Annotated in this window: 18 protein-coding genes and 7 tRNA genes; 11 read left to right on the forward strand and 14 right to left on the reverse strand. The window is 32.9% G+C overall.

The features are described 5' to 3' along the window. Window position 1: 1 nt before the first annotated feature. Window positions 2-355, forward strand: coding sequence for a hypothetical protein (locus CDV25_RS09365; protein WP_108911704.1), 354 nt, complete (start codon window positions 2-4; stop codon window positions 353-355). A gap of 9 nt (window positions 356-364) precedes the next feature. Continuing rightward, window positions 365-1,375, forward strand: a complete 1,011-nt coding sequence (gene galE / locus CDV25_RS09370) for a UDP-glucose 4-epimerase GalE (RefSeq protein WP_108911705.1) — start codon at window positions 365-367, stop codon at window positions 1,373-1,375. Here the strand turns inward: galE and kpsS are convergent. From kpsS to kpsM, 5 genes are all read right to left on the reverse strand, one after another. Further along, complete coding sequence (kpsS, locus tag CDV25_RS09375; protein ID WP_108911706.1) at window positions 1,367-2,548, reverse strand: capsule polysaccharide modification protein KpsS; 1,182 nt, start codon at window positions 2,546-2,548, stop codon at window positions 1,367-1,369. The genes galE and kpsS overlap by 9 nt on opposite strands. 62 nt (window positions 2,549-2,610) lie before the next feature. Further along, window positions 2,611-4,344 (reverse strand): polysaccharide biosynthesis/export family protein, encoded by a 1,734-nt coding sequence (locus CDV25_RS09380; protein WP_108911707.1) that lies wholly within the window; start codon window positions 4,342-4,344, stop codon window positions 2,611-2,613. Beyond that, entirely contained in the window at window positions 4,344-5,474 is a 1,131-nt protein-coding gene (locus tag CDV25_RS09385) for a KpsE/RkpR family capsule polysaccharide export protein (RefSeq protein WP_108911708.1), read from the reverse strand. Before CDV25_RS09385 ends, CDV25_RS09380 begins: the two co-directional genes overlap by 1 nt. Beyond that, window positions 5,475-6,134, reverse strand: a complete 660-nt coding sequence (locus tag CDV25_RS09390) for an ABC transporter ATP-binding protein (protein WP_034554886.1) — start codon at window positions 6,132-6,134, stop codon at window positions 5,475-5,477. Then, window positions 6,131-6,895, reverse strand: a complete 765-nt coding sequence (gene kpsM / locus CDV25_RS09395; RefSeq protein WP_034554887.1) for a capsule polysaccharide transporter KpsM — start codon at window positions 6,893-6,895, stop codon at window positions 6,131-6,133. The genes CDV25_RS09390 and kpsM overlap by 4 nt, the downstream gene beginning before the upstream one ends. Before the next feature lie 145 nt (window positions 6,896-7,040). Between kpsM and CDV25_RS09400 the strand changes: the two genes are divergently transcribed. Continuing rightward, window positions 7,041-8,150: a phospholipase A gene (locus CDV25_RS09400; protein ID WP_108911709.1), complete on the forward strand. Its 1,110-nt coding sequence runs from the start codon at window positions 7,041-7,043 to the stop codon at window positions 8,148-8,150. Between the two features lie 21 nt (window positions 8,151-8,171). Here CDV25_RS09400 and ppk2 read toward each other — a convergent pair whose 3' ends face one another. Next, complete coding sequence (ppk2, locus tag CDV25_RS09405; RefSeq protein ID WP_414458062.1) at window positions 8,172-9,032, reverse strand: polyphosphate kinase 2; 861 nt, start codon at window positions 9,030-9,032, stop codon at window positions 8,172-8,174. A gap of 73 nt (window positions 9,033-9,105) precedes the next feature. On the opposite strand from ppk2, the gene CDV25_RS09410 reads away from it, so the two are divergent. The 5 genes from CDV25_RS09410 to CDV25_RS09430 all read left to right on the forward strand — a co-directional run bounded on the left by CDV25_RS09410 (window position 9,106) and on the right by CDV25_RS09430 (window position 10,528). Continuing rightward, window positions 9,106-10,125 (forward strand): CinA family protein, encoded by a 1,020-nt coding sequence (locus CDV25_RS09410; RefSeq protein ID WP_108911710.1) that lies wholly within the window; start codon window positions 9,106-9,108, stop codon window positions 10,123-10,125. A gap of 53 nt (window positions 10,126-10,178) precedes the next feature. Next, window positions 10,179-10,254 (forward strand) — tRNA-Lys (locus tag CDV25_RS09415). 13 nt (window positions 10,255-10,267) lie between these two features. Then, window positions 10,268-10,342, forward strand: a tRNA-Glu gene (locus CDV25_RS09420). A 30-nt stretch (window positions 10,343-10,372) separates the two neighbouring features. Next, window positions 10,373-10,448 (forward strand) — tRNA-Val (locus CDV25_RS09425). A gap of 3 nt (window positions 10,449-10,451) precedes the next feature. Then, a tRNA-Asp gene (locus tag CDV25_RS09430) sits at window positions 10,452-10,528 on the forward strand. Window positions 10,529-10,637: 109 nt separating this feature from the next. Here CDV25_RS09430 and CDV25_RS09435 read toward each other — a convergent pair. The 5 genes from CDV25_RS09435 to CDV25_RS10255 all read right to left on the reverse strand — a co-directional run bounded on the left by CDV25_RS09435 (window position 10,638) and on the right by CDV25_RS10255 (window position 14,900). Next, a tRNA-Arg gene (locus CDV25_RS09435) sits at window positions 10,638-10,714 on the reverse strand. A 3-nt stretch (window positions 10,715-10,717) separates the two neighbouring features. Further along, window positions 10,718-10,795: transfer RNA gene (locus CDV25_RS09440), tRNA-Met, on the reverse strand. Between the two features lie 59 nt (window positions 10,796-10,854). After that, window positions 10,855-11,538, reverse strand: a complete 684-nt coding sequence (locus CDV25_RS09445; protein WP_239056364.1) for an HP1233 family protein — start codon at window positions 11,536-11,538, stop codon at window positions 10,855-10,857. 87 nt (window positions 11,539-11,625) lie between these two features. Further along, complete coding sequence (locus CDV25_RS09450) at window positions 11,626-14,733, reverse strand: DNA translocase FtsK (protein ID WP_108911711.1); 3,108 nt, start codon at window positions 14,731-14,733, stop codon at window positions 11,626-11,628. A 68-nt stretch (window positions 14,734-14,801) separates the two neighbouring features. Then, a tRNA-Sec gene (locus CDV25_RS10255) sits at window positions 14,802-14,900 on the reverse strand. Window positions 14,901-15,051: 151 nt separating this feature from the next. On the opposite strand from CDV25_RS10255, the gene CDV25_RS09455 reads away from it, so the two are divergent. After that, complete coding sequence (locus tag CDV25_RS09455) at window positions 15,052-16,497, forward strand: saccharopine dehydrogenase family protein (RefSeq protein ID WP_034553465.1); 1,446 nt, start codon at window positions 15,052-15,054, stop codon at window positions 16,495-16,497. A gap of 282 nt (window positions 16,498-16,779) precedes the next feature. Here CDV25_RS09455 and CDV25_RS09460 read toward each other — a convergent pair whose 3' ends face one another. Then, the gene (locus CDV25_RS09460; protein ID WP_108911712.1) at window positions 16,780-17,526 is read right to left on the reverse strand and encodes an extracellular solute-binding protein; all 747 of its coding nucleotides are present in this window, start codon (window positions 17,524-17,526) and stop codon (window positions 16,780-16,782) included. Window positions 17,527-17,687: 161 nt separating this feature from the next. Here CDV25_RS09460 and CDV25_RS09465 point away from each other — a divergent pair, with 161 nt between their 5' ends. Further along, window positions 17,688-19,475 (forward strand): aminopeptidase P family protein, encoded by a 1,788-nt coding sequence (locus CDV25_RS09465; RefSeq protein WP_108911713.1) that lies wholly within the window; start codon window positions 17,688-17,690, stop codon window positions 19,473-19,475. Between the two features lie 153 nt (window positions 19,476-19,628). On the opposite strand, the gene CDV25_RS10810 is transcribed toward CDV25_RS09465, so the two are convergent. Both CDV25_RS10810 and CDV25_RS09475 read right to left on the reverse strand, forming a co-directional pair. Then, entirely contained in the window at window positions 19,629-21,005 is a 1,377-nt protein-coding gene (locus CDV25_RS10810) for a methyl-accepting chemotaxis protein (protein WP_108911714.1), read from the reverse strand. Between the two features lie 14 nt (window positions 21,006-21,019). Beyond that, window positions 21,020-21,520, reverse strand: a complete 501-nt coding sequence (locus CDV25_RS09475) for a PAS domain-containing protein (RefSeq protein ID WP_108911715.1) — start codon at window positions 21,518-21,520, stop codon at window positions 21,020-21,022. Between the two features lie 570 nt (window positions 21,521-22,090). Here CDV25_RS09475 and CDV25_RS09480 point away from each other — a divergent pair. Further along, window positions 22,091-23,344 carry a hypothetical protein gene (locus CDV25_RS09480; RefSeq protein WP_108911716.1) on the forward strand — a complete coding sequence of 418 codons (1,254 nt, stop codon included), beginning with the start codon at window positions 22,091-22,093 and terminating at the stop codon, window positions 23,342-23,344. The last annotated feature ends 192 nt before the right edge of the window (window positions 23,345-23,536 follow it).

Here is a 23,536-nt window from a genome sequence, read left to right on the forward strand (position 1 = left end):
AATGAAAGAAAAATTAGCAGGAACTCTTTTACTTTGCATTCTCGTCCCTTTGATGATTATAGGTTATTTATTTATTGTCATCGTAGGGATTTTTGGCAAAGTTAGTCGTGTGCGGCAAGGGGTGAGAGCTTTAGACCATTTTGTGAATGCAACATTATTTAATGGATACGCTTGGGAATCTATTTCTTCTCATGCATGGAGAGAGAGGGAGAAAAAGTGGGCAAAGATTGTTATACAAATCACTGATTTATTTCAAAAAAATCATTGCAAACGTGCTAATCAAAGGGAGCAACCTGTCATTGATCTAATCTTGCATAAAGGTCTAAACCAACAAACTATAGGCAAGCAATTATAGGGATTAAAGATGAAAGTTTATTTATTTACAGGTGCTGCTGGTTATATTGGGTCGCATACAGCCTATGCTTTTTTGCGGAGTTGCGATTGTAAAATTATTATTTTGGATAATTTAAGCACCGGTTTTATAGAAAATATTTTCTTTTTACAGCAGAGTTTTCCTAATAGGGTAGAATTTATACAAGGTAATTTTGGTGATAGGGTGTTATTAGAGAGTATTTTTAAGCAATATTCTTGTAAGGCAGTTATTCATTTTGCGGGGAGCTTGATTGTTTCAGAATCTGTGCAAAAGCCTTTGTTATATTTTCATAATAATGTCGCTAATACTTTAATCCTTTTAGAGGCTATGCAAAAATTTAATATTCATCAATTTATTTTTAGTTCTACGGCTGCAGTTTATGGGGAGCCGGTGGAAAAAGATTGTATAAGAGAGAATGCTATAATGGATCCTATCAATGCTTATGGGGAATCTAAACTTATGGTGGAGAAGATTTTATCGCATTTTGAGGTGGCTTCATCAGAGTTTAGAAGTGTTATTTTGCGTTATTTTAATGTTGCGGGTGCTTTAATGGATAGTCCTAAATTAGGACAAAGGACGAAAGATGCTACGCATCTTATCAAGATTGCGTGTGAGTGTGCAGTGGGAAAACGCAAAGAGATGGGAATCTTTGGGGATGATTATCCTACCTATGATGGAACTTGTATCCGTGATTATATTCATATTGATGATTTAGCTAATGCACATTTTGAGGCTTTAAAAACATTAGAACAAACTTCACTCTCACAGATTTATAATGTAGGATATGGAAAAGGCTTTAGTGTTAAAGAGGTGATAGAGTGCGTAAAAGCTGTTAGTGGGCTAGATTTTATTGTGAGGATTCAACCAAGGAGAGCAGGAGATCCTGCAGTTTTAGTGAGTGATAATAAGAAGATTTTATCATCTACACAATGGAGACCCCAATACGCTAATTTAGAAATTATTTGTGAAAGCGCTTATTTATGGGAGAAAAGCTTAATTTGAGAGTTTTCCATAAAAACTTCCATTGATTTGCGTATTGTCAATAAGATAGCTTCTAAATTTCTTGTAAAGTTGCAAATTGATTTTATACTTTTTAGTGGCTTTCCAAAACTTATCTAAACTTTCTTGAAAAGTTAATTCGTCAATATCATAAAAGGCATTTCCGCAAACTTTAGTAGGGCAATTATGCAAAAGGGCAGATAAACCTGTTGTGCTATTAATAACAATGCAACCTAAAGCATTATGGAGAAGAGTTGGTAAGTGGGAATCATGGATGTAAATAACGCGATGGGTAATATTATATTTTTTCGTTTGTCTTTTGATAAAGTTTTTATAGTTACGATACCCTCTATCCATAGGATGATGCTTGATAACTAAAAAGTGTTTGGGTTTAGAGTTTTTAGCAAAAGATTTAATGGTATTTTTAATAAAGTTTTCAATCCTTCTTCCGCTGAAGTGATTCTTAATTTGCGTATCATTATGGACTTGCAAAATGGCAACAAAGTATTTTTTCTTTGAAGCTAGGATAAGTGCATTGTTGTTTTTTTCACTCCAAATATAAAGCCATTTTCTAAAAAGTGATAAAAACCAAGGAAACATTTCTTTGGGACTAAGACTTCTATGGTGGAGTGCGTTGTTAAAATACTGGCTAAGACAAAAGGAAGCAAACCAATATAAAAAGCTAAACCAAGCCATATTCCTAAAAGAGTGTTGAACTTTTTTTATCGGGAATGCAGTTTGTTCTTTATATTGAAGATAGAAATTTTTACTTTTTGGAATTTTAGAGTAAGCATTAACCCCGCTTTTTTCAAAAGTAATGAAATCTGGACGGATATAGCCCTCTTCAAACACATAGCATGGGATTTGTAAAATTTTAGCAAGGTCAAGGGATATTTTGTGAATAGGGCGACAATCATTAAATAAAATAATGCATTCAATTGCGTATTTTTTAATAATTTTTTCTAAAAATTCAGGAAAAGCTTCGAAGCTTTTACGATAGGTTAAGGCATTAAATGGATAAAATAAAAAATCTCCCCCATTAAAATTAATCTTATAAACTTTGCAATCTTGCTCTTTAAGTTTTTTTGATAAAGAATAGAAAAATGGTCCCACAGGACCTTGCAAAAGAAGTATATTTTGAGATTGAAATTTTTTAATTATGTTATCTAATTGCATTTGACCTTCTCTAATTAGGAGGTGGTGTAATGCCCCCCCCCCCCTTTTTTTTTAGTTTTTAATCATTTATTAATATCTAATACTACTTTTGTAGCAATAGCGATTTGGTAAAGAATTTGTGTTAGGATGCTTGTAATCTGCAAGTTTCTGCCTGTCTCTATGGCAGGTAGGATTAATAATGAATCTCCGGGATTTAATCCCGGAGCACTAGAGAGAGCATACCAACTACCATTATAACGTTCCGCTTTACCATTGGCTCGTATGAGTAAAATCCTTTTTTTATTTGCCCTTTCTGTGAAATCACCGGCTAATTTAATATAATATTGTAAGTTTTTATTGGGTTCATAAATAAAAGCTCCGGGAATGGCTACTTCACCTTGAACAAGCACAAGATTATTTTTCGTTGGGATATTAATAATATCACCTTCTTCTAATATAGTAGTAGCATAAGCTTCTTGGCTATCAAGAACGATTTGTCCTTTGGGTTGTATATTTTTAGCCCTTTGGATAAATTCTAATATCATATTAGCTTGACTGCTTCTTACAGCTGATTCTTGTGTTGTTATAGAAGATGAGGTTAGCGCAAGTGTTTCAAGCTCTTTTAGTTGAGACTCTATTAATTGCTTTTGAGAGTTTGCGACACTTTTGCGGAAAACTTGAATAGCCTCTATATTGGATTGTTTATTGACTTTAATTAGTCTAATAAGCTCTTTAAGTGTTGTGCCTTTTTTGATTATAAGAGAATGTAAGCCATCGTGTTCGCCTTCAATAGAGACGCTAATATTTTTACTATTGTAATCTGGACGAAATTCTATTTCATCCCCAGTTTTTAATAACACATTTTGGAACTGATTTTTATTATAAGAGATAATATCTAAAATATTATTTGGAAGATAAGAGCGTACAATGGCATTGGTTACTATGGGTTTAGCACCAGAGATAATGGCAATATCTTCTAAGGTTTTAATATCATCTTTTAATTCAAATCGGTAAGGCTTTTGCACTTCTCCCTTAACTGAAACATATTCTTGGAGATTTTTTACTAAAATAACATCACCTGTTCTAAAAGGAAATAACTGCACTTTGCCATTTAAGAGAAAATTGTATAAATCTACTTTTAAAACAGGTTTGTTATCGCGTAGTATTTCAATATCTCTAAAACTACCATATTCTAAATTAATTCCACCGGCTTTGTCTAGGTATTGCACGATAGAATCTGAACTTAATCCTTGGTAGAGACCGGGTTTATTGACATTTCCTGTAACAAAAATAGAGACATTTTGATAAACATTCATATCTGCATAAACAAATACATTGTTTTTATAAATTTTAGCGATACTAGATTTTAAGACTTTTACTAAATCCCCATTCCTAACGCCCAAAAGATTAACAGCTCCAACCGCTGGAATGAAAATATTTCCTTGAGAATCTACCATTAATTCTTGATGAAATTCAACAGCACCCCACATTCTGAAGTTTATCTTATCGCCTATAGCAATTTTATAATCTGGATTGTAAAGGAATTGAGAGGCTTGGGTGAAGTTCCCATTAAAGAGATGGAAGCCAAATACTTTTGTAATTGCTGAATCTTGAATAAAATAGGGGGCATTTTGGGGGTTTAGTGTTTGGTCGTCGGTTGTTGCCATATCTGTTGGCTTAGCGGATGTTGTTTCTGTATTATTTTGTGCTTGAGTGGAAATTTGGGGAATATTAGCAGAAATTGTAGAGGGATCTATGCTATAACCAAAAGAAAAAAGAAGTAAATAAATAAATAAGAATTTTAATAAAGTTTTCATTAATATCTGTGCTCCTCTATAATCATATTGATAAGTTTTATAATCCCAAATGAAAGTGCTAAAATAACAAAAATTGTAAGAATATTATAGAGTTTTTTGGGATAAGTTGGGGATTGTGGTTCATTAGCCCCTTGTATGACAACAAGTTGCTTAATCTTGCGACTTGATTCAATACGTGCTGCTTCGATAGCTTTTAAAGCAGTAGTATAAGCATCTTGTGCAAATTTTACTTGAATACTTAAATCTTGGAATTTAGCTATTAGATCATTTAGTCGTTTGGAGGCTTTAGAAGAGATTATTTTTGAAACCTCTTTGTCTAATTGTCTTTGCAGGGCTTGAATTTCGGATTTTAAGAGAATGATTTGGGGTGCATTATCATTAAGATAGCTTTGTATTGTAAAGAGTTGTGATTCTTTTTGGGCTAATTTACTTTCAATATCAGCGGTTAATTTTGCTTTAGCCTCAGCCTCTTTTAAAGGATCAAAAACCCCATATTGACTTTGAAAAGTCAATAAGGCATTTTGGGAATTTTGCAAGCGCTCTTTTGCATTAGAGAGTTCTTTTTCTGCAAAAATCATTTGCTCTCTTGCGGCTTTGTGAGAGACTTCATTGACGAAATGTTCAGATTGTTTTAAAATAGTATTAGCGATAGTTTGTGAATCTTGGGGAGTGAAGCCCTCAACTTCAATTTCTAATAATCCAGAATCTGGGTTTAATACAATTTTTGTGCGATTTTGATAGAATTTTAAAAAGGTTTCTATACTATCATTGCGAGATAGAGTAAAAAATAAATCTAGTTTTTTCTTCTCATAGAGTGTGCGTAAATCAATCTCTTTATCTAGTATTTTTAACATATCTATAGAATGAATATATCGTTGTAGGAATAAAATATCTTCTCTAGCTCCTGTATTGATACCTACAAGGGAAGCTAAACCTAAAGCAGGTGCAATATCATTATTGACAGAATGAACACTTAAAATAATAGAGCTTACATAACGATCAGAGGCTATGAAAAGATAATAAATCACAACGGGAATCATTAATATATAGACAATTTTGAAGCTTTTAAAAAAGGGTAGTGTCTTTTGAAAAGTGGGTTGTTTTTGAAATAGTCTTTCTAGTTTTCCCATTTATTGTCCTTGATAGATTTGGATACCTTCATCAACATCATCATAGATTGTAGCAACCCCTTCTTTTAAAATAATAATTTTATCACACCATTTTTTAATTTCTGTAACATCGTGAGAGACAATAATGACTTTTGCATTGCTTAGTTTTTCTTGGTAAAGTGCCTCACTTTTTTTCTTAAAAGTAGGATCTCCCACGGCTCCTGCTTCATCTACTAAATAATAATCAAAATCAAATGCCATACTCATTCCAAAAGTTACTCTAGCACGCATACCAGAAGATAGAACCCCAACAGGCTCATCAAAAAATTTTCCAATTTCTGCAAAATCTTCTACAAAAGTAACTTTTTCTCTTAGTTTATCTCCTTTGTTGCCATAAACACGTGCAAGGAATTTTATATTATCTCTAGCACTAAGGGAAGCTTGAAAAGAGGAGCCAAGTCCTATAGGAAAAGATATTTTTTTATCTGTAATAACCTTGCCCCTATCTGGCATATCCATTCCCCCTAATATTCGCATCAAAGTTGATTTTCCAGCACCATTTCTACCCATAAGCCCAATACTGCAATCATCAGGAAATTCAAAGCTTAAGTCTTTAAAAACATAATGCCTTTTTCCATTGCTTAAGGGATAAGATTTTGTAACATTTTTAAATGCAATCATTTGATACGTCCTAGATATTTATACCTAAAATAATAATACCAAAGCCCAATAAAAAGAATAATGATACTAAAAGAAAAAGGATAGATAAAACTAACGCCTGGTATGTGAGGATACCCTCTAAAATAATTTTCTCGCAGGATTTCTAGGAATTGTAATATAGGGTTATAAAGTAAAACATCTACAATATGATTAGGTAAAATCCATAGAGGGTATAAGACAGCTGAAGCAAAGTATAAAATATTAATTCCATAGTTAATAAAAATTTGTGTATATTCTAATTCACTACTAAGAAAAGCCAAACAAACTCCCAAGCTAAAGCCTAAAAATGCTAATCCTATAAAAGCAATCACAACTTCTAAAAAATTCATAGGCAAAATGGGTAAATCTAAAAACCAACCAAAGCCAACCATAAATAAGACAAAAACTGTAAAATAAATACATACTTCTAGTAATGCCCTAGCAATGAAAATATGAATAGGTTTAACGGGTTTATATGCCATTAAAGCAAGATTGGCAGAAACTCCTGCCATAATTTGTTGGATAATATTTCTAAACATAAAAAAGGGGACAAATCCAGTTACTAAAAACATTTCAAAAGGGACTTGTGGAACACTTCTAGCACGAATAAGTGTAAAAATAATAAGAAAAAAAATAATATGAGACATTGGCTCCCCAATTATCCAAAAATAACCAAGTCTTTTATTTTTTCCAAATCGTGTTTTTAATTCACGTAAAAACAAAGCACCTATAATATGAGTCATCTAAAGCCTAATTTCCAAATTTATCAAATTCTACACAATCTGCATCATTATATTCTAAATTAGCTTAAAATACACATATCAAAGAATTGACAAAAGTTTTTGTAAGCTGTTATAATTTTTAGCCTTTCTTAAAAGTTTAATTTGGATGTTTGTTGTGAAACTTATAAAAATTCTATTCTTATTTTTAGCATCTTTGATAGATTTGTTGGGCGAACAAATCAATATTGATGAGGAGAGTTTTAAATTTCAACCTAATAAAAATGTAAAATTCCTTATTTTAGACAATAATATGAAGATTAGAGAAATTATAGATATTAATACACAACAAACAAAAAAACTTGATTTAATATTGCCTAATAACGAAAATTTTTATATTACCATTTTGCAAGATGATTCCCAAGATATGCCTGAGCTTGTGGAATCTTTAAAAAATAATAATTTAGAGGATAAAATATCAAGAGATAAAAATAGTCTAGCTAATTCTAGTGCAGTAGAAATTAATCAAAAAACAGCTTATGAGGGTTATTTTGAACGCAATCGGTTTTTTAGCGAATTTTTAGGGTTTGAACCTGATAAGTTTAATTACATTTTACCCTTTAATGTAAGTCATAATAAAGAGCCAAAACAAAGTAAAAAAGTCGAGGCAAAATTTCAAATTAGCATTAAAAAGCGGTTATATAGTAATTTGTTTGCTAAAGATTTAGATTTATATTTTGCTTACACGCAAAGGAGTTTTTGGCAGCTTTATGATAATAAAAATTCTCGACCATTCCGGGAGAGCAATTATGAACCAGCTCTTTATCTTAGTTATCTTACCAAAGAGTATCCTTTATTTTTCCATAGAATTGATGTTGGCTATGTGCATCAAAGTAATGGGGGGAATTTGTTAAACTCTAGGAGTTGGGATAGGCTTTTTATAAAGGGAACTTATAGTAAGGATAATTTTGTTATGGGTTTAAAGGCGTGGTATAGAATACCAGAAAAGATAGAGAAAGATGACAATCCTGATATTACCAATTATTTAGGTTTTGGGGAGTTATCTTTGGGGTATTTATACTCTAAGCATCTCCTCACCCTTTCTATAAGGAATAATCTAAAATATTCTAATAAAGGAGCTATTTTAGTGGATTATTCTTATCCTATTTACAAAAATTTTTATCTTTATTTGCAGTATTTTAATGGTTATGGAGAGAGCTTGAGTGATTACAATAATTCCATTAACCGATTTGGGATAGGGGTGCTTTTAAATCGTTAAGACAAAAAGTTCTAAGTAGAGCTATTTTTTCTTTTTCTTTTTTTCTTTTTTATCATTTTCTACAGAAAAAGATTTTACGCTTGAATAATGTGTAACAATTCCCGGGTCAGCTAATAAGCAAACACTTGTAGCGTCTTTATCTTCATAATCAATCTTTGATAAAAGGATTCTAGCAAGATTTATTCTTGCACGTTTTTTATCATTAGAATCTACTATAAGCCAAGGTGCAAAAGGGGTATGTGTGCGGGAAAACATCTTTTCAAAAGCTTCTGTATATTCATCCCATAAATTCAGTGAAAGCTCATCAATAGGACTTAATTTCCATCGTTTTAATGGCTCATCTTTACGACTTTCTATTCTCTTTTTTTGTTCTTCTCTTCCAACATCTAAGAAAAATTTAAACAAAATATAACCACTTTCAATTAGCATTTGTTCTAAATGAGAGACTTGAATAATAAATTCTTTATATTGTTCATTGGTGCAAAAGTTCATTACTTTTTCTACTCCAGCACGATTATACCAGCTTCTATCAAAAAATACTATTTCTCCACCATTTGGCAATTCATCAATATATCTTTGAAAATACCATTGTGTTTTTTCTACATCACTAGGTTTTTGTAGAGCTACTACTCTTGCACCTCTAGGATTTAAATGTTCTCTTAAGGCTTTGATTGTCCCACCTTTTCCGGCTGCATCCCTTCCTTCTAAAATGACAATAATCTTTTTTTGGTATTTTTTAACCCAATTTTGTAGTTTGATAAGCTCTATTTGTAGTTTTTCTATTTCTTTTTCATAAAACTTTTTGTTTAACTTTCCTTTTGCATTATACACTTCTTCTGGATTTTCATCTTCTGGTCTAACCACTAACACTTTACTCATAATCACCTCCAAATAAATTCTAAAGCTAAGTTATTTTACTATTAAAAAGATTAAATTCTACCTTAAGGATTAGAAATTGAATAGCTTATTTTGCGTGGGAGAAAAGTTTTATACCCTAAAGCCTCTTAGGGATTTTTCTATCCGTTACGGAGAAAACATATTGGGGAAGATTCATCAAATCGTTTTTTCTGATTTAGAGCCTATGGATTTTCATACTCTAAGATTTTTATTACAAGACTCTAAGCAGTGTTTGATTTTATCCCCTAAGGAATGTTTTTCATTAATTTTAGAATGGATAAATCAAAATTATACTGCATCTATGCAAGAAGAAGTTAAGGGTTATAAGATAATTTGTGGGGAGAAAAAAGTATTTTTACAAGATTATCCTAAAGATTATGAAGGTGCTTTTTATCATAAACACCTTATTTTATTCCTTTTGGGGTTGGATTGTAAAAGTGCTTTAGAGTTGCTTAAGCCTATAATGCAAGCCTTTGGAGTAGATTTAGAAATAATGAGTGATTTTTCAGGATTAGAGGTTTTAGTTGCTAAAAATGGTGATTTAGAAAATTTTTTAGTAGAGGTTAATAATGTTTTTGGGAATAAAATTGTTCCTAGTTTTAATTTGACAAAAACTATTATTCATCTTTTAAAATCCTCTCATCAAAAGATTACTACCGCAGAGAGTTGCACAGGTGGTTTGTTGGCTTATTATTTGACAAGGGAGTCTGGCTCTAGTGAGGTTTTTGATGGAGGGGTAGTAAGTTATGCAAACTCTATTAAAGAATCTTGGCTAAAAGTTTCTTCTAATGCTCTTATGGGTTTTGGTGCAGTTAGTGAAATTGTAGTTAAGGAGATGCTAGAGGGGGTTTTAGAGATTTCATCTGCAGATTTTGCAATTGCTACAAGTGGTATTGCCGGACCTAATGGAGGTAGTGCAAGTAAGCCTGTTGGGTTGGTTTTTATGGGGGTAAAATCTAAGAGTGGCAAAGAAATCATTGAATCTGTTATTTTTAAGGGGGATAGAAATTATATACAAGAGCAGGCTTGTTGGTATGCTTATGGCTTATTCCTAAAGGTTTTTTTGCAAGTCTATTGACTTTTGAATATTTTATCTATATAATTGCAGCTCTTTTTGTTTAGAATTTAGAAGACCCGCTAGCTCAGTTGGTAGAGCAATTCCCTTTTAAGGAATGGGTCGTTGGTTCGAATCCAACGCGGGTCACCACTTAAATAAAAGTGGCTCCTTCATCTAGCGGTTAGGATACCACCCTTTCACGGTGGCTACAGGGGTTCGAGTCCCCTAGGAGTCACCACTTTTATTATATATGGTTTAACTTCAATGAGGTCGCTTAGCTCAGTTGGTAGAGCGCCACCCTTACAAGGTGGATGTCATAAGTTCGAGTCTTATAGCGACCACCATTTGGAGCGGTAGTTCAGCTGGTTAGAATACCTGCCTGTCACGCAGGGGGTCGCGGGTTCGAGCCCCGTCCGCTCCGCCATTCCCTTAGCTTATTATTTATACTTTGATAAATTTAGCAGTGATTAAATGCATTATAGAATGATAAGACTATAGATAAAAATAACAAGAAATAATGTTTGAGAAAATGGTGGTACGCCCAAGAGGATTCGAACCTCTGACCTACGGCTTAGAAGGCCGTTGCTCTATCCAGCTGAGCTATGAGCGCATTTGGTACCAAAGGGGGGACTCGAACCCCCGACCTCCGGCTTATGAGACCAGCGCTCTAAACCAGCTGAGCTACCTTGGCATACCAAAGAAAAAGAAGTGAATTGTAGCATTTTTGCTTTAAAATATCATTAAAAAGTCTTAGCTTAAAGTGTCAATTTGTGTATTGCCTGTATGTATAGCGTGGCTAAATTCTCGTAATATTCTTTGTGTTTTTGCTTCTTGATTTTTTCTTAAAATATCATTGTAGTTGCTAGTTGGATTCTTATTATAAGTTTTTGAATAGAGATTGTTTAAGTTATCAAGATTGTTAAGGTTATTTTGAAAATCCTCCGCAATATTTTTCCATCCTTGTTGTGTAATACCTAAAAATCCTGTATTCTTTTCTTTATCTTGAGTCAATTCTTTTTCTTGCTGTTCTACTTTTTCTACACTTCCACTCAAGTTTCCTGCCCTTGTTAGCATTTGTGCTACAGAGATTTTTTCATTAGGGGACATTCCAGCAGTTACTCTTTGGAATGCTTTGTATTGTTCATCACTCATTAATTCTAGACTAATCATTCCATAAGTATTTCTTGCTTGTTGGGCGGTATATTCTTTTTTGTTAGAATCACTTGTCTCTGTTTTATTTGCTTCTGAAATTGAGGGCGTTTTTTTGCTGCTATTTAATAAACGATTGGCTTCATTAAAGACTTCATTTAATCCCCCTAAATTTTGACTAATAACCATAATGACCTCTAAATTTTGAATTTTCTTTATGAAAAAAGCAAAAAGGATTCCACTATGCTTTAGTGTTTTTGAAATATGGATTTTTTTATATTGCATTGAGATTTTAATGAGATAATGCTCTATATTAGGTATAGCTGTGATTATAATATTGAAAATGTTTAAAGTGGGATTTTATTAGTTTATCTATTCCTCTAAAATTTCTCGCACACCTTTTGCATTTGGCTCACTTAAAAAGCCTCTTGTTTGCATTTGTTCAATGATGTTTGCTGCTTTATTATAGCCAATTCCTAGACGTCTTTGTATATAGCTAATAGAGGTTTTTTTATCATTTAAGATAATACGTTTAGCTTCTTCATAGAGTTCATCAGTCTCTCCTTCATAGCGCAATCCTAAGGATTCATCCTCACTTGGCATAAAGTTTTCATCATACTTAGCAGCTCTTTGGGATTTAATAAAATTTACAATCTCTTCAATTTCATATTCTGTGCTCCAGGGTGCATGTAGGCGGACTATTCCCCCACTTGGTGGAGTAAATAGCATATCTCCTCTTCCTAGCAGAGATTCAGCCCCAAAGGTATCTAAAATTACTTTAGAATCTATTTTTTGCCCTACTTTATAGCTAATACGAGAGGGTAAATTGGCTTTAATAATCCCTGTTACTACATCGACACTTGGTCTTTGTGTGGCAACAATTAAGTGAATTCCGCTAGCCCTTGCCATTTGTGCTAAACGAGAAATAGAGATTTCTGCTTCTTTACCCCCGCTCATCATTAAATCTGCTAATTCATCAATGATAACAACAATATAGGGAAAAGGCTCAAATCCTTCTATATGGGCTTTTTGATTATAACCTTCTATATTTTTTGTCCTAACCTCACTCATTAGCGAATAACGTCTCTCCATTTCTTTAACGGTGTTATCTAATGCAATAATGGCTTTTTTGGGTTGTGTGATAACAGGAGTTAATAAGTGTGGAATATCATTATAAATGCTAAATTCTAGCATTTTAGGGTCAATCATAATAAGCTTCAACTCATCGGGTGTATTTTTATAGAGTAAAGAGAGGATCATTGCGTTAATGCCAACGCTTTTTCCGCTTCCAGTGGTTCCTGCAATGAGTAAATGGGGAAGTTTTTTTAAGTCTGTAATGAAAGGGTTTCCAACTATATCTTTGCCTAATGCTAAGGTTAATGGAGAGGTAGAGTTTTGGAATAAATCATTTTCTAAAATCTCTCTTAAATAAATAGTTTGGATTTGATTATTAGGGATTTCTATTCCCACTACATCTTTACCCGGAACAGGTGCTTGAATCCTAATAGTTTTTGCCCTTAGTGCCATTGCTAAATCATCTTGGAGGGTTAAAATTCTTGAAACTTTGACATTAGGGCTTGGTCGGAATTCAAAGGTTGTTACAATAGGTCCAGAATAAGTGCAGACAATATCGCCTTCAATTTTAAACATTCGTAATTTACTTAATAAATCATTGATTTTTCTATCAATTTCGCTCTCATCAATTTCAATCCTCTCTTCTTGAGGTCGTTGTAGAAATTCTAATTTTGGCAATATAAAATCTTGTTCTTTGATCTCTTGAGAGGTATTGTAATCCATTTGGTGAAGCAAAGCCTCATTTTCTTTTAGGGTCTTTACTTGAGGTGCTTTAAGTGGCAAAGTTTCTCTTAAGGCTTCTTTTGGGGTTTCTTGAGTTATATTTTTGGATTTTTGGATTGTTGGTGTAGGTTGCACCTTATCTTGTTTGGGTTGTAATTGTGTATTAATAGAATAAGATAATGAATCTTGTGTTGTGGAATTTTGGTAAGAGGGAGGGGGAGATGGTATATTGGTAAATCCATAAAGTGGAATTTCATTGTTAGAGAAGAAATTTGTAGAATAATCTTTAGGGTTTTCATAGGTTTGATTTTGTGGTATAGGTTGTAAGGTTTTAGATTTTGTTTCTATTTGGTTAGTTGTAGATAAATGGTTTTTTGTGCGATTTTCTTTAGATTCTTCTGTTTGTGATATAGGGGAATTTAAAGTAAGGTTTTGTGGATTTTCTGTAGTTTGTAGATGTTCTTTTTGTGGCGTTTCTTTTAGAGTTTGGTTATCTTTTTTACGATAATAAAAAATCGTATTAGGGAGTGTTGATTCTTCGTTAATAGCAGGAATAATTTCCTTTGTGGGAGTATCATTATTTTCTAAATAAGCACTAAAGGGCTTAGGTGCGTAGAGGTCTTTTGGATAAGTCTTAATAGGCTTAATTTTTTTAGGTTCTTTGGGAGTCTCTTTAGGAATCTCTGGAGGTTGTTCTAGGGTTTGTGGGGCTTGAATTTCTGATTTTGGGATTAATTTTAAAGTATTTTCTTGGGATTGTGGTTCTTTATAGAGTGTTTTTTCGATTTTTTTTAATTTCTCCATAGCCTCTTTTGGGTCAATATGCACGAAATTTTGTAGGTTTTTTTGTTGAATATCCTTAATGGGGATTAATTTAATTTTTGAAGCAATATCCTTTTCTTCTTGTAATGATAAATCTTTAGGATTTTGTTCATCTTTTTCATAAATGAGTAATTCGCTTCCCTCTCTATTCTCATCAATACTTTCAGTGGTATTTAATGGGGGCAAAGAATCTTCTTCAATATTTTCTTGAATATCTTGTGCTATTTGGAGATCATAGAGGGTATTTTGGGTTTTATCCTCTTTTTCTTTTAAATTTTCTTGGTTTTGTGAGCTTCTACTCATTAATTCTTCAAGGGTTAGAGGACGAGGAGAGGGAGATGAAGATTGTGCTTTGTTGAAAGATTTTTTAAGAAATGAGAATAGGTTTTGATATTTTTTATAAAAATTAAAATTTTTAAAATGAAGATTTTTTGATAAAGCATGCCAATCTTTTTTAATATCTTTGATAAAAAAAGCATAAAATTCTTGCAAGCTTTTTTGTGTAAAAAGCAAAATCCCAAAGAATAAAATTATACAGCTTAATAAAAAGACTCCAGTAGCTTTAATGAGGGGTTGTAATATGCTATTAAGTGCTATCCCAAACATACCACTATCTGCTAGAAAAAGGCTTTGTAATGTTAAAAGAGCAATAATAATTAAGATAATGCCTAAGGATTTTTCTAAAAATTGTTCATCAAGTTTTAAGGGATAATTGATTTTAGAGCATAAATAAGCAAGTGAAAAGAGCCAAATATATCCCAAGTAACCAAAAAGCCTGAAGTGTAAATTTGCATAAGAATACCCAAAATTTCCTAGCCAACCAAAACTTCCTAATATTGAAAATATCCCAGCAATAATCAAAAAGGTAATAAGTATTATTTTATAATCAAATTTTGGTAATGTTTTAATAATGCACCTCTAGATTTAAGTGGCGAGAGGGTGAGAGAATCGAACTCTCCAGCAAATAGACACCTATCCGCTCAAATGGGTTTGAAGCCCACGATGCTCACCAGAGGCATATACCCTCCTTTGTTTTTTAAAGAAGTGTATTTTACTAAGATTTTTCTTAAAAATATTAAAACCCCCTATAGAAAGTATTTAAATTAAGATATAGTCATTTTACGCAATCTTTATAATGTTTTTGTAAAATTGCAACAAATTTTATCAAGAGGTCTTTATATGGCAGTTGTTTTACAAATAGGAGCAGGTGGTGTTGGTGGTGTGGTAGCCCATAAAATGGCGATGAATAGAGGAGTCTTCTCGCGTATTATTTTAGCCTCTCGCACACTTAGTAAGGCTCAAGCAATTGCGGAATCTATACGACTTAAGGGGTTAGGTGAGATTGAAGTGGATTGTGTGGATGCCGATAATATAGAATTATTAGTTGCCCTCATTAACAAATACCAACCCGAACTTGTAGTAAATGTAGCCCTACCTTACCAAGATTTAACTATTATGGAAGCCTGCCTAAGGACAAAAACCCATTATTTAGATACTGCAAATTATGAACATCCCAATTCTGCACATTTTGAATATAAAGAGCAATGGGCGTATGATGAATCTTTTAAAAAAGCGGGTATTTTTGGACTTTTAGGCAGTGGATTTGACCCGGGTGTTACGAATGTCTTTTGTGCTTATGCCCTAAAACATTATTTTGATGAGATAGAGAGCATTGATATTTTAGATTGTAACGCAGGAGACCATGGATATGCGTTTGCGACTAATTTTAACCCAGAGATTAATTTACGTGAAGTAAGCTCTAAGGCGCGTTATTGGGTTAGGGACTCTAAGGGTGATTTAGCAGACAATGCTGATTTAAAAGAAGATACTATTTACCGCAAGTTTGAAAGGGAGGAAAAACATTTTGCTTTGCAAGCTAATACCCAAGATTTAAAACAAGAGGATTATTGCAAGGGGCAATGGAGAGATATTGCACCGCTTTCTTTAATGAAAGAATGGAATTATCCTGAAGTTGGTATCAAAAATAGTTATTTGCTCTATCACGAGGAGTTAGAATCCCTTATCCGCAATATCAAGGGTTTGCAAAAAATCCGCTTTTTTATGACTTTTGGGGAATCTTATCTTACGCATATGAAATGCTTAGAAAATGTTGGGCTTTTAAGAGTAGATGAGGTAGAACATAATGGCAACAAAATCATCCCTATTCAAGTGTTAAAAACACTTTTGCCTAATCCAGCAAGTCTTGCTAGTAGGACGGAGGGTAAAACGCATATTGGTTGTTATATAAAGGGCAGAAAAAATGGCAAGGAACGCACTCTTTATATTTATAATATTTGCGACCATAAGGAGTGTTATAGGGAAGTTAATGCACAAGGCGTGAGTTATACTACAGGTGTGCCTGCGATGATTGGGGCTAAACTTATTGTAGAGGGGAAATGGGGGATTAATCAAATAAAGCTTACTAATAATGCAGATAATAGTGATATGCCAAAGGGTGGAGAAAATCAAGGAATAGATTCTAATAAGGGGGCTGGTGTGTGGAATATGGAACAAAATGATCCTGATTTTTTTATGCAAGAGTTGAATTTGCAAGGACTTCCCTTTGTGGTTTTAGAAATGAAGCCTAATGGAGGTTATGAAATATTAGAAGATGGGAGAAAATAGGTTTAAAGGTTAATATTTTGTTAGTTTTAAAACCCCTTTTATAAAACCCAAAAAGTTTTTAAAAGCTATCCTAGAAATTTTTAAGATTTTTGTATTTTTGAGCTTTTATACAAAAATTTATCTAAAGTTAATACAAGTATATAAAAGTGGATTATAGATTTTTTGTTTAATGTTAATGTTTAGAGGTAAATGCTATATCCTAAATATTATGTTTTTTGAAGTGTTATAAGAATTAGCTTTTTAATGTGTTTGAAAACATTATAAAGAATATTAGAGAGAATATTATTCTCTCCAGCCATATTTAGCAAAAATGCTTTTAGATTCTTTAGTGCTTAGGAAATTAATAAAATCATAAACTTCTTTAGGGGAATTTTCTTTAGCTACAACATTTAGGGTTCTATATATAACCAAGTCTTTTTCTATTGCTACAGCAGTTCCTAAGTCTGGATTGCTCTTTGCCCAGTCACTCCAAGTAATCCAAGCATCCGCTTTATCTTCTACAAATAGTTTTTTTGCACTACCACTATTTGGGACAAAAGCTACGATATTATTTCTAAATTTTTGAATAGTTTTAATATCTTGTGTTCTGCCTATCATATCTTCCCAAACGCCAGTTCCTGAAGTATTACTTTTTCCTGCTCCTTCAGGAACAACTATTCTTACTTGTTTGTTGGCTAAGTCTTTAAGATTTTTAATTTTTAAAGGGTTGCCTTTTTGTGTTAAGATAATGGCTTCTCTTAAATAAAGAGGTTTGATTTTATTGACATTAAAACTATTTCCAAAGTCCGTTGCTATTGCAAGAGCGGATTGATCAGAAGCTCCAAATAAAATATCTGCATCATTTTTTGCTTTTTCAAACCAAGTCGCTTGAGGTCCAAAATTAACATTGACTCTTATGCCTGTCTTTTCCGTGAATTTAGCTGCAGCTTCTTTTAATGCCGTGTGAGGACCACCAGGACCATAAAGATTAATATCAGCATAAGCAACACCTAAGCTTAAACAACATAACAAAAACATTAAATATCTCATATTGTTATCCTTAAAGTAATAGAATTTAGCCTGAAATTGTTGCATTAAATAGTAAATCAATTGTAAATATCTAATGAAAGTTTTGCTATTGTATTAAAATCTTTTGGGACATAATTTTGGTATAGTTGTATTTATTTAAGAAATATAAAGAAAGGGAATTAATGAATATTTATGCAACAAGAATTAAAGCTTTGCAACAATTAATGAAAAATGATTCTATTGATGCTTATTTGATTTTAACATCAGATCCGCATTTATCAGAATATATTCCAGATTATTGGAAAAGTAGAGAATGGATAGGCGGTTTTAGCGGAAGTGCTGGAAGTATTCTTATAACACAAGATTATGCGGGGCTTTGGACAGATGGGAGGTATTGGCTACAAGCACAAAAAGAACTTCAAGATACTTCCTTACAATTGCAAAAACAAGATTCCCATAACACCCCCATAAAATGGCTTAAAGCGAATTTGGGGGAATATTCTAAATTAGCTACAGATTATAGGGTTTTGCCCTTATCAATGAAAAAAGATTTACAATCACAATTACAAGATAAAAAGATTACATTACTTAATAAAGATTTTCTTACTCTTTTATGGGAGAAAAGACCTCCCTTACCTCTTAATCCTATCTATGAACATATACAATCCCCGCATAATAGAATAGAGAAGATTCAACGTTTAAGGCAAGAGATGCAAGATTTAAAAGCTACTTATCATTGCATCTCTACTTTAGATGATATTGCTTGGGTTTGTAACTTAAGAGGGAGTGATGTTTCTTATAATCCTGTATTTTTATCTTATCTTATTATTAGCAAGGAAGAAGTGATTTTATTTGTTGATAAAGAAAAAATCCCTCAAGAAGTATTAGAAAATCTGTATAAGGATGGCTTTACAATCAAGCCTTATTGCCAAATTGAATCTTTTTTAGAGAGCATTAAAAATCAAAAAATATTAATTGATTCCACAAAAACAACTGCTGCTTTAGCGGATATTTTAAAACAACACAATGAAATTATTGAATCCCTTAATCCTAGTTGTCGATTAAAGGCTTCTAAGAGTGAGCAAGAATTAGAGCAAATACAAGCTGCAATGATACAAGATGGTATTGCCTTATGTAAGTTTTATATGTGGTTAGAGGATGCTTTAGAGGAGGGACAAAGAATTAGTGAATTGGATATTGATGAGAAGCTTAGAGAGTTCCGTTTAGAGCGTGAAAATTATATTTCCGATAGTTTTGCTACGATAGCTGGGTTTAATGCTAATGGGGCACAGCCTCATTATCGTGCTACAAAAGAGCAATTTTCTTTTATACAAGGTGATGGTTTGTTGCTCATTGATTCTGGCGCACAATATACCAATGGGACGACAGATATTACAAGGGTTGTCCCTATTGGTAATATCACTCAAGCACAAAAGAGGGATTATACCCTTGTGTTAAAGGCTCATATCGCCCTCTCTTGTGCCATTTTTCCTTTAGGTATTGCTATGCCATTATTAGATTCCATAGCGCGAATGGCATTATGGAGAGAGCAACTAGATTATATGCACGGCACTGGACATGGTGTTGGGTATTTTTTAAATGTGCATGAGGGACCACAAGTTATTTCTTACTTCGCTCCACCTTTAGAGAAAACCAAAGCTAAAGTAGGTATGGTAAGCTCCATAGAACCCGGTATTTATCGTCCTAATCAGTGGGGAGTGAGATTAGAAAACCTTGTGGTTAATAAACCCGTGCAACAACCAAAAGAAACACAATTTGGTGAATTTCTTTGTTTTGAGACCCTTACGCTTTGCCCTTTTGAAAAGTCTTGTATAGAGGTAGCTTTGCTTAATGATGAGGAGAAAAATTGGCTTAATAATTACCACAAACAAGTATTCCAAAAGCTTGGGGATAAACTAGAGGGCAGGGCTAAAGAATGGCTGAAGCAAAAAACTATGGCTATTAATTAATAGGGTTATTCCAAAGTTTATATTTTAACGCTTGAATAGCAAAAGAGACGATAAGCCTTTTTAGTTGTGGATGAGAGAGAAAATAAGTTTGTAAAAGTTTTGTTAGCTTATAAGATTTGTATTATTTGTGTTGAATACAAATCTTAAACTTCACTAAGAAGTAAGTTTAGCAAGAAGTATTTGTGAGGTATCTTCTAGGGATTTTACATGCTCAATAGTTTCTTTTGAATTGCTAAGTGTAATCTCCTCCCCTATAAAAGTAGTCGCGTCTAACATTTCTTGATGGAGTGTTTTAGATAAAGCTTGTGCTTCATTGTGTGGTAGGAACTTGTAGATTATATTTTGCGTATCTTTGTCTTCTAGTAGGTGAGAGATGGGGTGGAGAGTGTGGAGATTCTCATTTTTCTCTCGTGTATTAAGGCAAAGATAAAGATTAGATTTAAATAAGATATGATCTAAGTTTGTTACTGATAAAATAAGTTTAGTAGAAAGTTCTGCAAAAATTGTATCTAGTGAAGCACTATTTTGCTCCATTTTATTAAAAGCAATATTGAAATTCTCTAACTTAGATTCTAAAGTAGAGGTAATAGTGCTTACCTTATTGCTCCCCTCTTGAATGCTACTTACTTCTTGTTGCATATTTTGGATAGATAGGGCAATCTCATTGGTAGATTTTTGGGTTTTTTCTGCTAATTTCCTCACTTCATCAGCAACTACCGCAAAGCCTCTCCCGTGTTCTCCAGCCCTTGCTGCTTCAATAGCGGCATTAAGTGCTAAGAGGTTGGTTTGTCCGGCAATATCATTAATAAGACTAAGGATATTGCCAATGTCTTGGGATTTGTTTGTTAAATCTTGAATAGAGTGGTTATTGTCTTGAATGAGTAATAAAAGCTCATTGATAGATTGTGTGAGATTGCTTATATCATTGCGACTGTCAATAGCGGTGTAACGAATATCACGGATATTAGAATCTACTTTTTTCATATAAGCAATATCTTCATTTAAAGTATGTGAAATCTTTTCAAGGTTATTGTTTTGGCTTTTTAGGCTAAGATTCATAAGGTTCTTAGAGAGTGCATTGCCTATAGAATCTTTAGCATTGTGTTCAATGGCATTTAAGGCATTATTAATTCCTTTAATATTTTGAGAAAAGGTTGTGTTTAATCCACCGCTTAGGGCTTTGCGATAAAATTTACCCTCTTTGGAACATTCAATGGCACTTTTTATTTCCCGCAAAAATGCTTCTAAATGATCGATAATATCGTTGATTTGTTCGCAAATTTGCACAATATCCTTTCTTCCTTTGATATGTGTAATACGTTTTTCAAATTTACCTAAAGCATATTCACCTGTAATGTTTAAAAGTTTTTTCAAAAGAATCTCATCATTGCTTTGTTTGTAGAGTTGTATAGAATATACAATAGCAATGCATATAAGTATGATACTAACAAGACTAAAAGAATTAAAATATATATCTAATGCAAAGCCCAATATTATAAGCATAAAAAGTATATTGTTTGATAGTTTCATAAGCTACTCTTTCATTATGCAAGATTTTCTTGCATGGAGAAAATCCATTCATTATAGGGTAAATTTTGCTCATTAAGTATGGAGTTAAGTAAGGCTTCACTAGCTTCAAGTGAGGTTTTTTCTGCAGCTACCATAGCAGCATATAAAGGAATAATTTTTTCGATAGCCTTAGGATTGGGCTTCCTACGCACAGAATAATATCCAATGGCATTGTTATTAGCATCTAAAGAGGGAGTTACATTAGCAAGCACCCAATAATATTGTCTATCTTTAGTTTTATTTTTGACAAAGGCAAAGACTTCTTCACCATTTTTAATATATTTCCATAATGTCTTAAACACTACACGAGGCATATCCTGATGCCTTACTATATTGTGGGGTTTGCCAAACACTTCTTGTTCGCTAAAACCACTATATTGTATAAAATCTTTATTGCAATAGGTGATCCTTCCTTGCAGGTCTGTTTTTGAAGTAATTAATGTAGAATTGCTTAACTCTATACCTAAATCAACCATTATTCATCCTTGTAGAGCTTTTTATAAAATAGAAGTTAGATTATAGCAGATTCATAGCTTATGAGGAAAAATATCTTTTTAATCTTGAGTTACAAAAAGTAATATTGCATTAAAAATTAAGAATATTGGTTTTATAAAATTTTACCTTTTTAAAGAAATTGTCGATATAAATATATGCCCTAAGAGGCAAATTATTTTTAAAAAAGAGGCTTTTATGAAAAGCATAAAAATAAAGTTTTACTTTTAGTATTAGCATCTTGCATTCCTCTCTTTGCTGCACAAAGCAATAATAATGGTTATCAGGGGAAAAATCAGCAAAATCAGCAAAATGTTGAAATAGAAGAAAGGATGAATCTTGGTGTTTGGTATGCAAACGAGCGATTGCGTTGGATTTATCACCAACAAGCCATAAAGGAAAATAGACCTTCTATTTATGTTCCTGTGAAATTAAAACTAAGATGGTAAATTAAGGGAATGATAAGTGCTTTAATTTTCCATACACTTAAACAACTTCAAGATAGGTTTATCTATCTTGAAATCTTAAAAATGAAATTTTAAAAAGGAGAAAAAATGGTAACAAATTTTAGGCTTTTAAATGGTAGTGTTTTTTCGGCGATGAAAACAGATATTAACAACAGAAACCAAGCGGATTTAGCTGCAGAGGAGGAGAGGGATAGGGTGAAGAACCTAAATAATGCAGCTGCCTTAGTGGGGGAAAATAAGTTTTTAGTCAGTGATAAGCCTTTAGGGGGTGGAAATGGCAAGGTTGTGCTATTTGATGATCCAAAGACGAAGCAAAGGGTAGCTTTAAGCTTAGATGAAGCTAATCTTAAAAAACTTAAAGGAGCTTTTGGAAGTGAGGACTTTTATGAGCGAAAAGATGGGACTATTCGTTTAAATGGCAAAGCCGAGTCTTTTGTAAGTGGTTGGTTTGGGGATATTGCCTATAAGCAAGGTTATTTAGAAGCAGATTCTAACAAAGATGGCGTTATTAGTGGCAAAGAAAAGGATGCTTTAAAAACAGGGGCTGGTTCTACAGGGGTATTTGATGGAACAACTGCTGTAGATGAAGCCCTCATTAGCTATATAAAAGGTGGAGACAACTCCTTTGGGACTATCCAAGATGCCCTTAATGCTATCTTAGCTAAAGATAAAAATCTTGATGGAAGCTTAGAGAGGATTGGGGAATACCAGAGCGGAGAGGAGGCTAAACAATGGACAATGAAAGCGATTCAAAGAGCTATGGGAAATGGTCTAGGTGGGTTTGGCAATATTATGGATAGTGTGATGGATGATATATTAGCGGATGATTTTTCTGGAGAATTTATTACGGATATGATGAATAAAATGTTTGAAGATAATAAGAAACTAACCGATAATATCAAAAAAATGATGGAAGAATATAGAAAACGACTAATGGAAAAGCGAGAAAAGGGAGAGACTTTAGAGGGTGAAAAATCCCTACAAGAGATTCAAACACAACAAAAAGCTTTGCAAACACTTAAAAACAATGGAGGCGATATGAATGCCCTCAATGCGGAGGAGAAAAAATTACTAACTAATCTTACACAAAAAGATAATCTTAATGAGAAAGAAATGCAAGATTTACAAAAGCAAGTAGATACAAATTCTTTTAAGGCTATTAGTGAGGCTATAGGAGTTCATAAAGAAGATTTACAAAAAGTCTTTAAAAGCTCTTTAGATGAAAGTGATGCTTCTAACAACAATCTTTTAGAAGCGGATAAGGGGTTAATTTCTGTGATTGATTCTATCCGGACACAAGTGAGTAATGGGGATGTGAGTTTGTTTGATACAATGGCGTAGGGCTAAGGGTTTATCATAACAAACCTTTAAACTCTCAAATTTAAGAATCTCTTAAGGGTTCTAATATTTTCTTATAGGGTGTTTGCATAGTCGTATAGAAAAGCTAAAAGCCCTTAAGCTTAAGAAAATCCCTCTAAAACCTAGAGATTCCCCTAAGATTTATTCCTGTATCCTATATCTCTAAATTCCAAT

The organism is Helicobacter apodemus (assembly GCF_003097575.1).
GTDB classification, from domain to species: Bacteria; Campylobacterota; Campylobacteria; order Campylobacterales; family Helicobacteraceae; genus Helicobacter_D; species Helicobacter_D apodemus.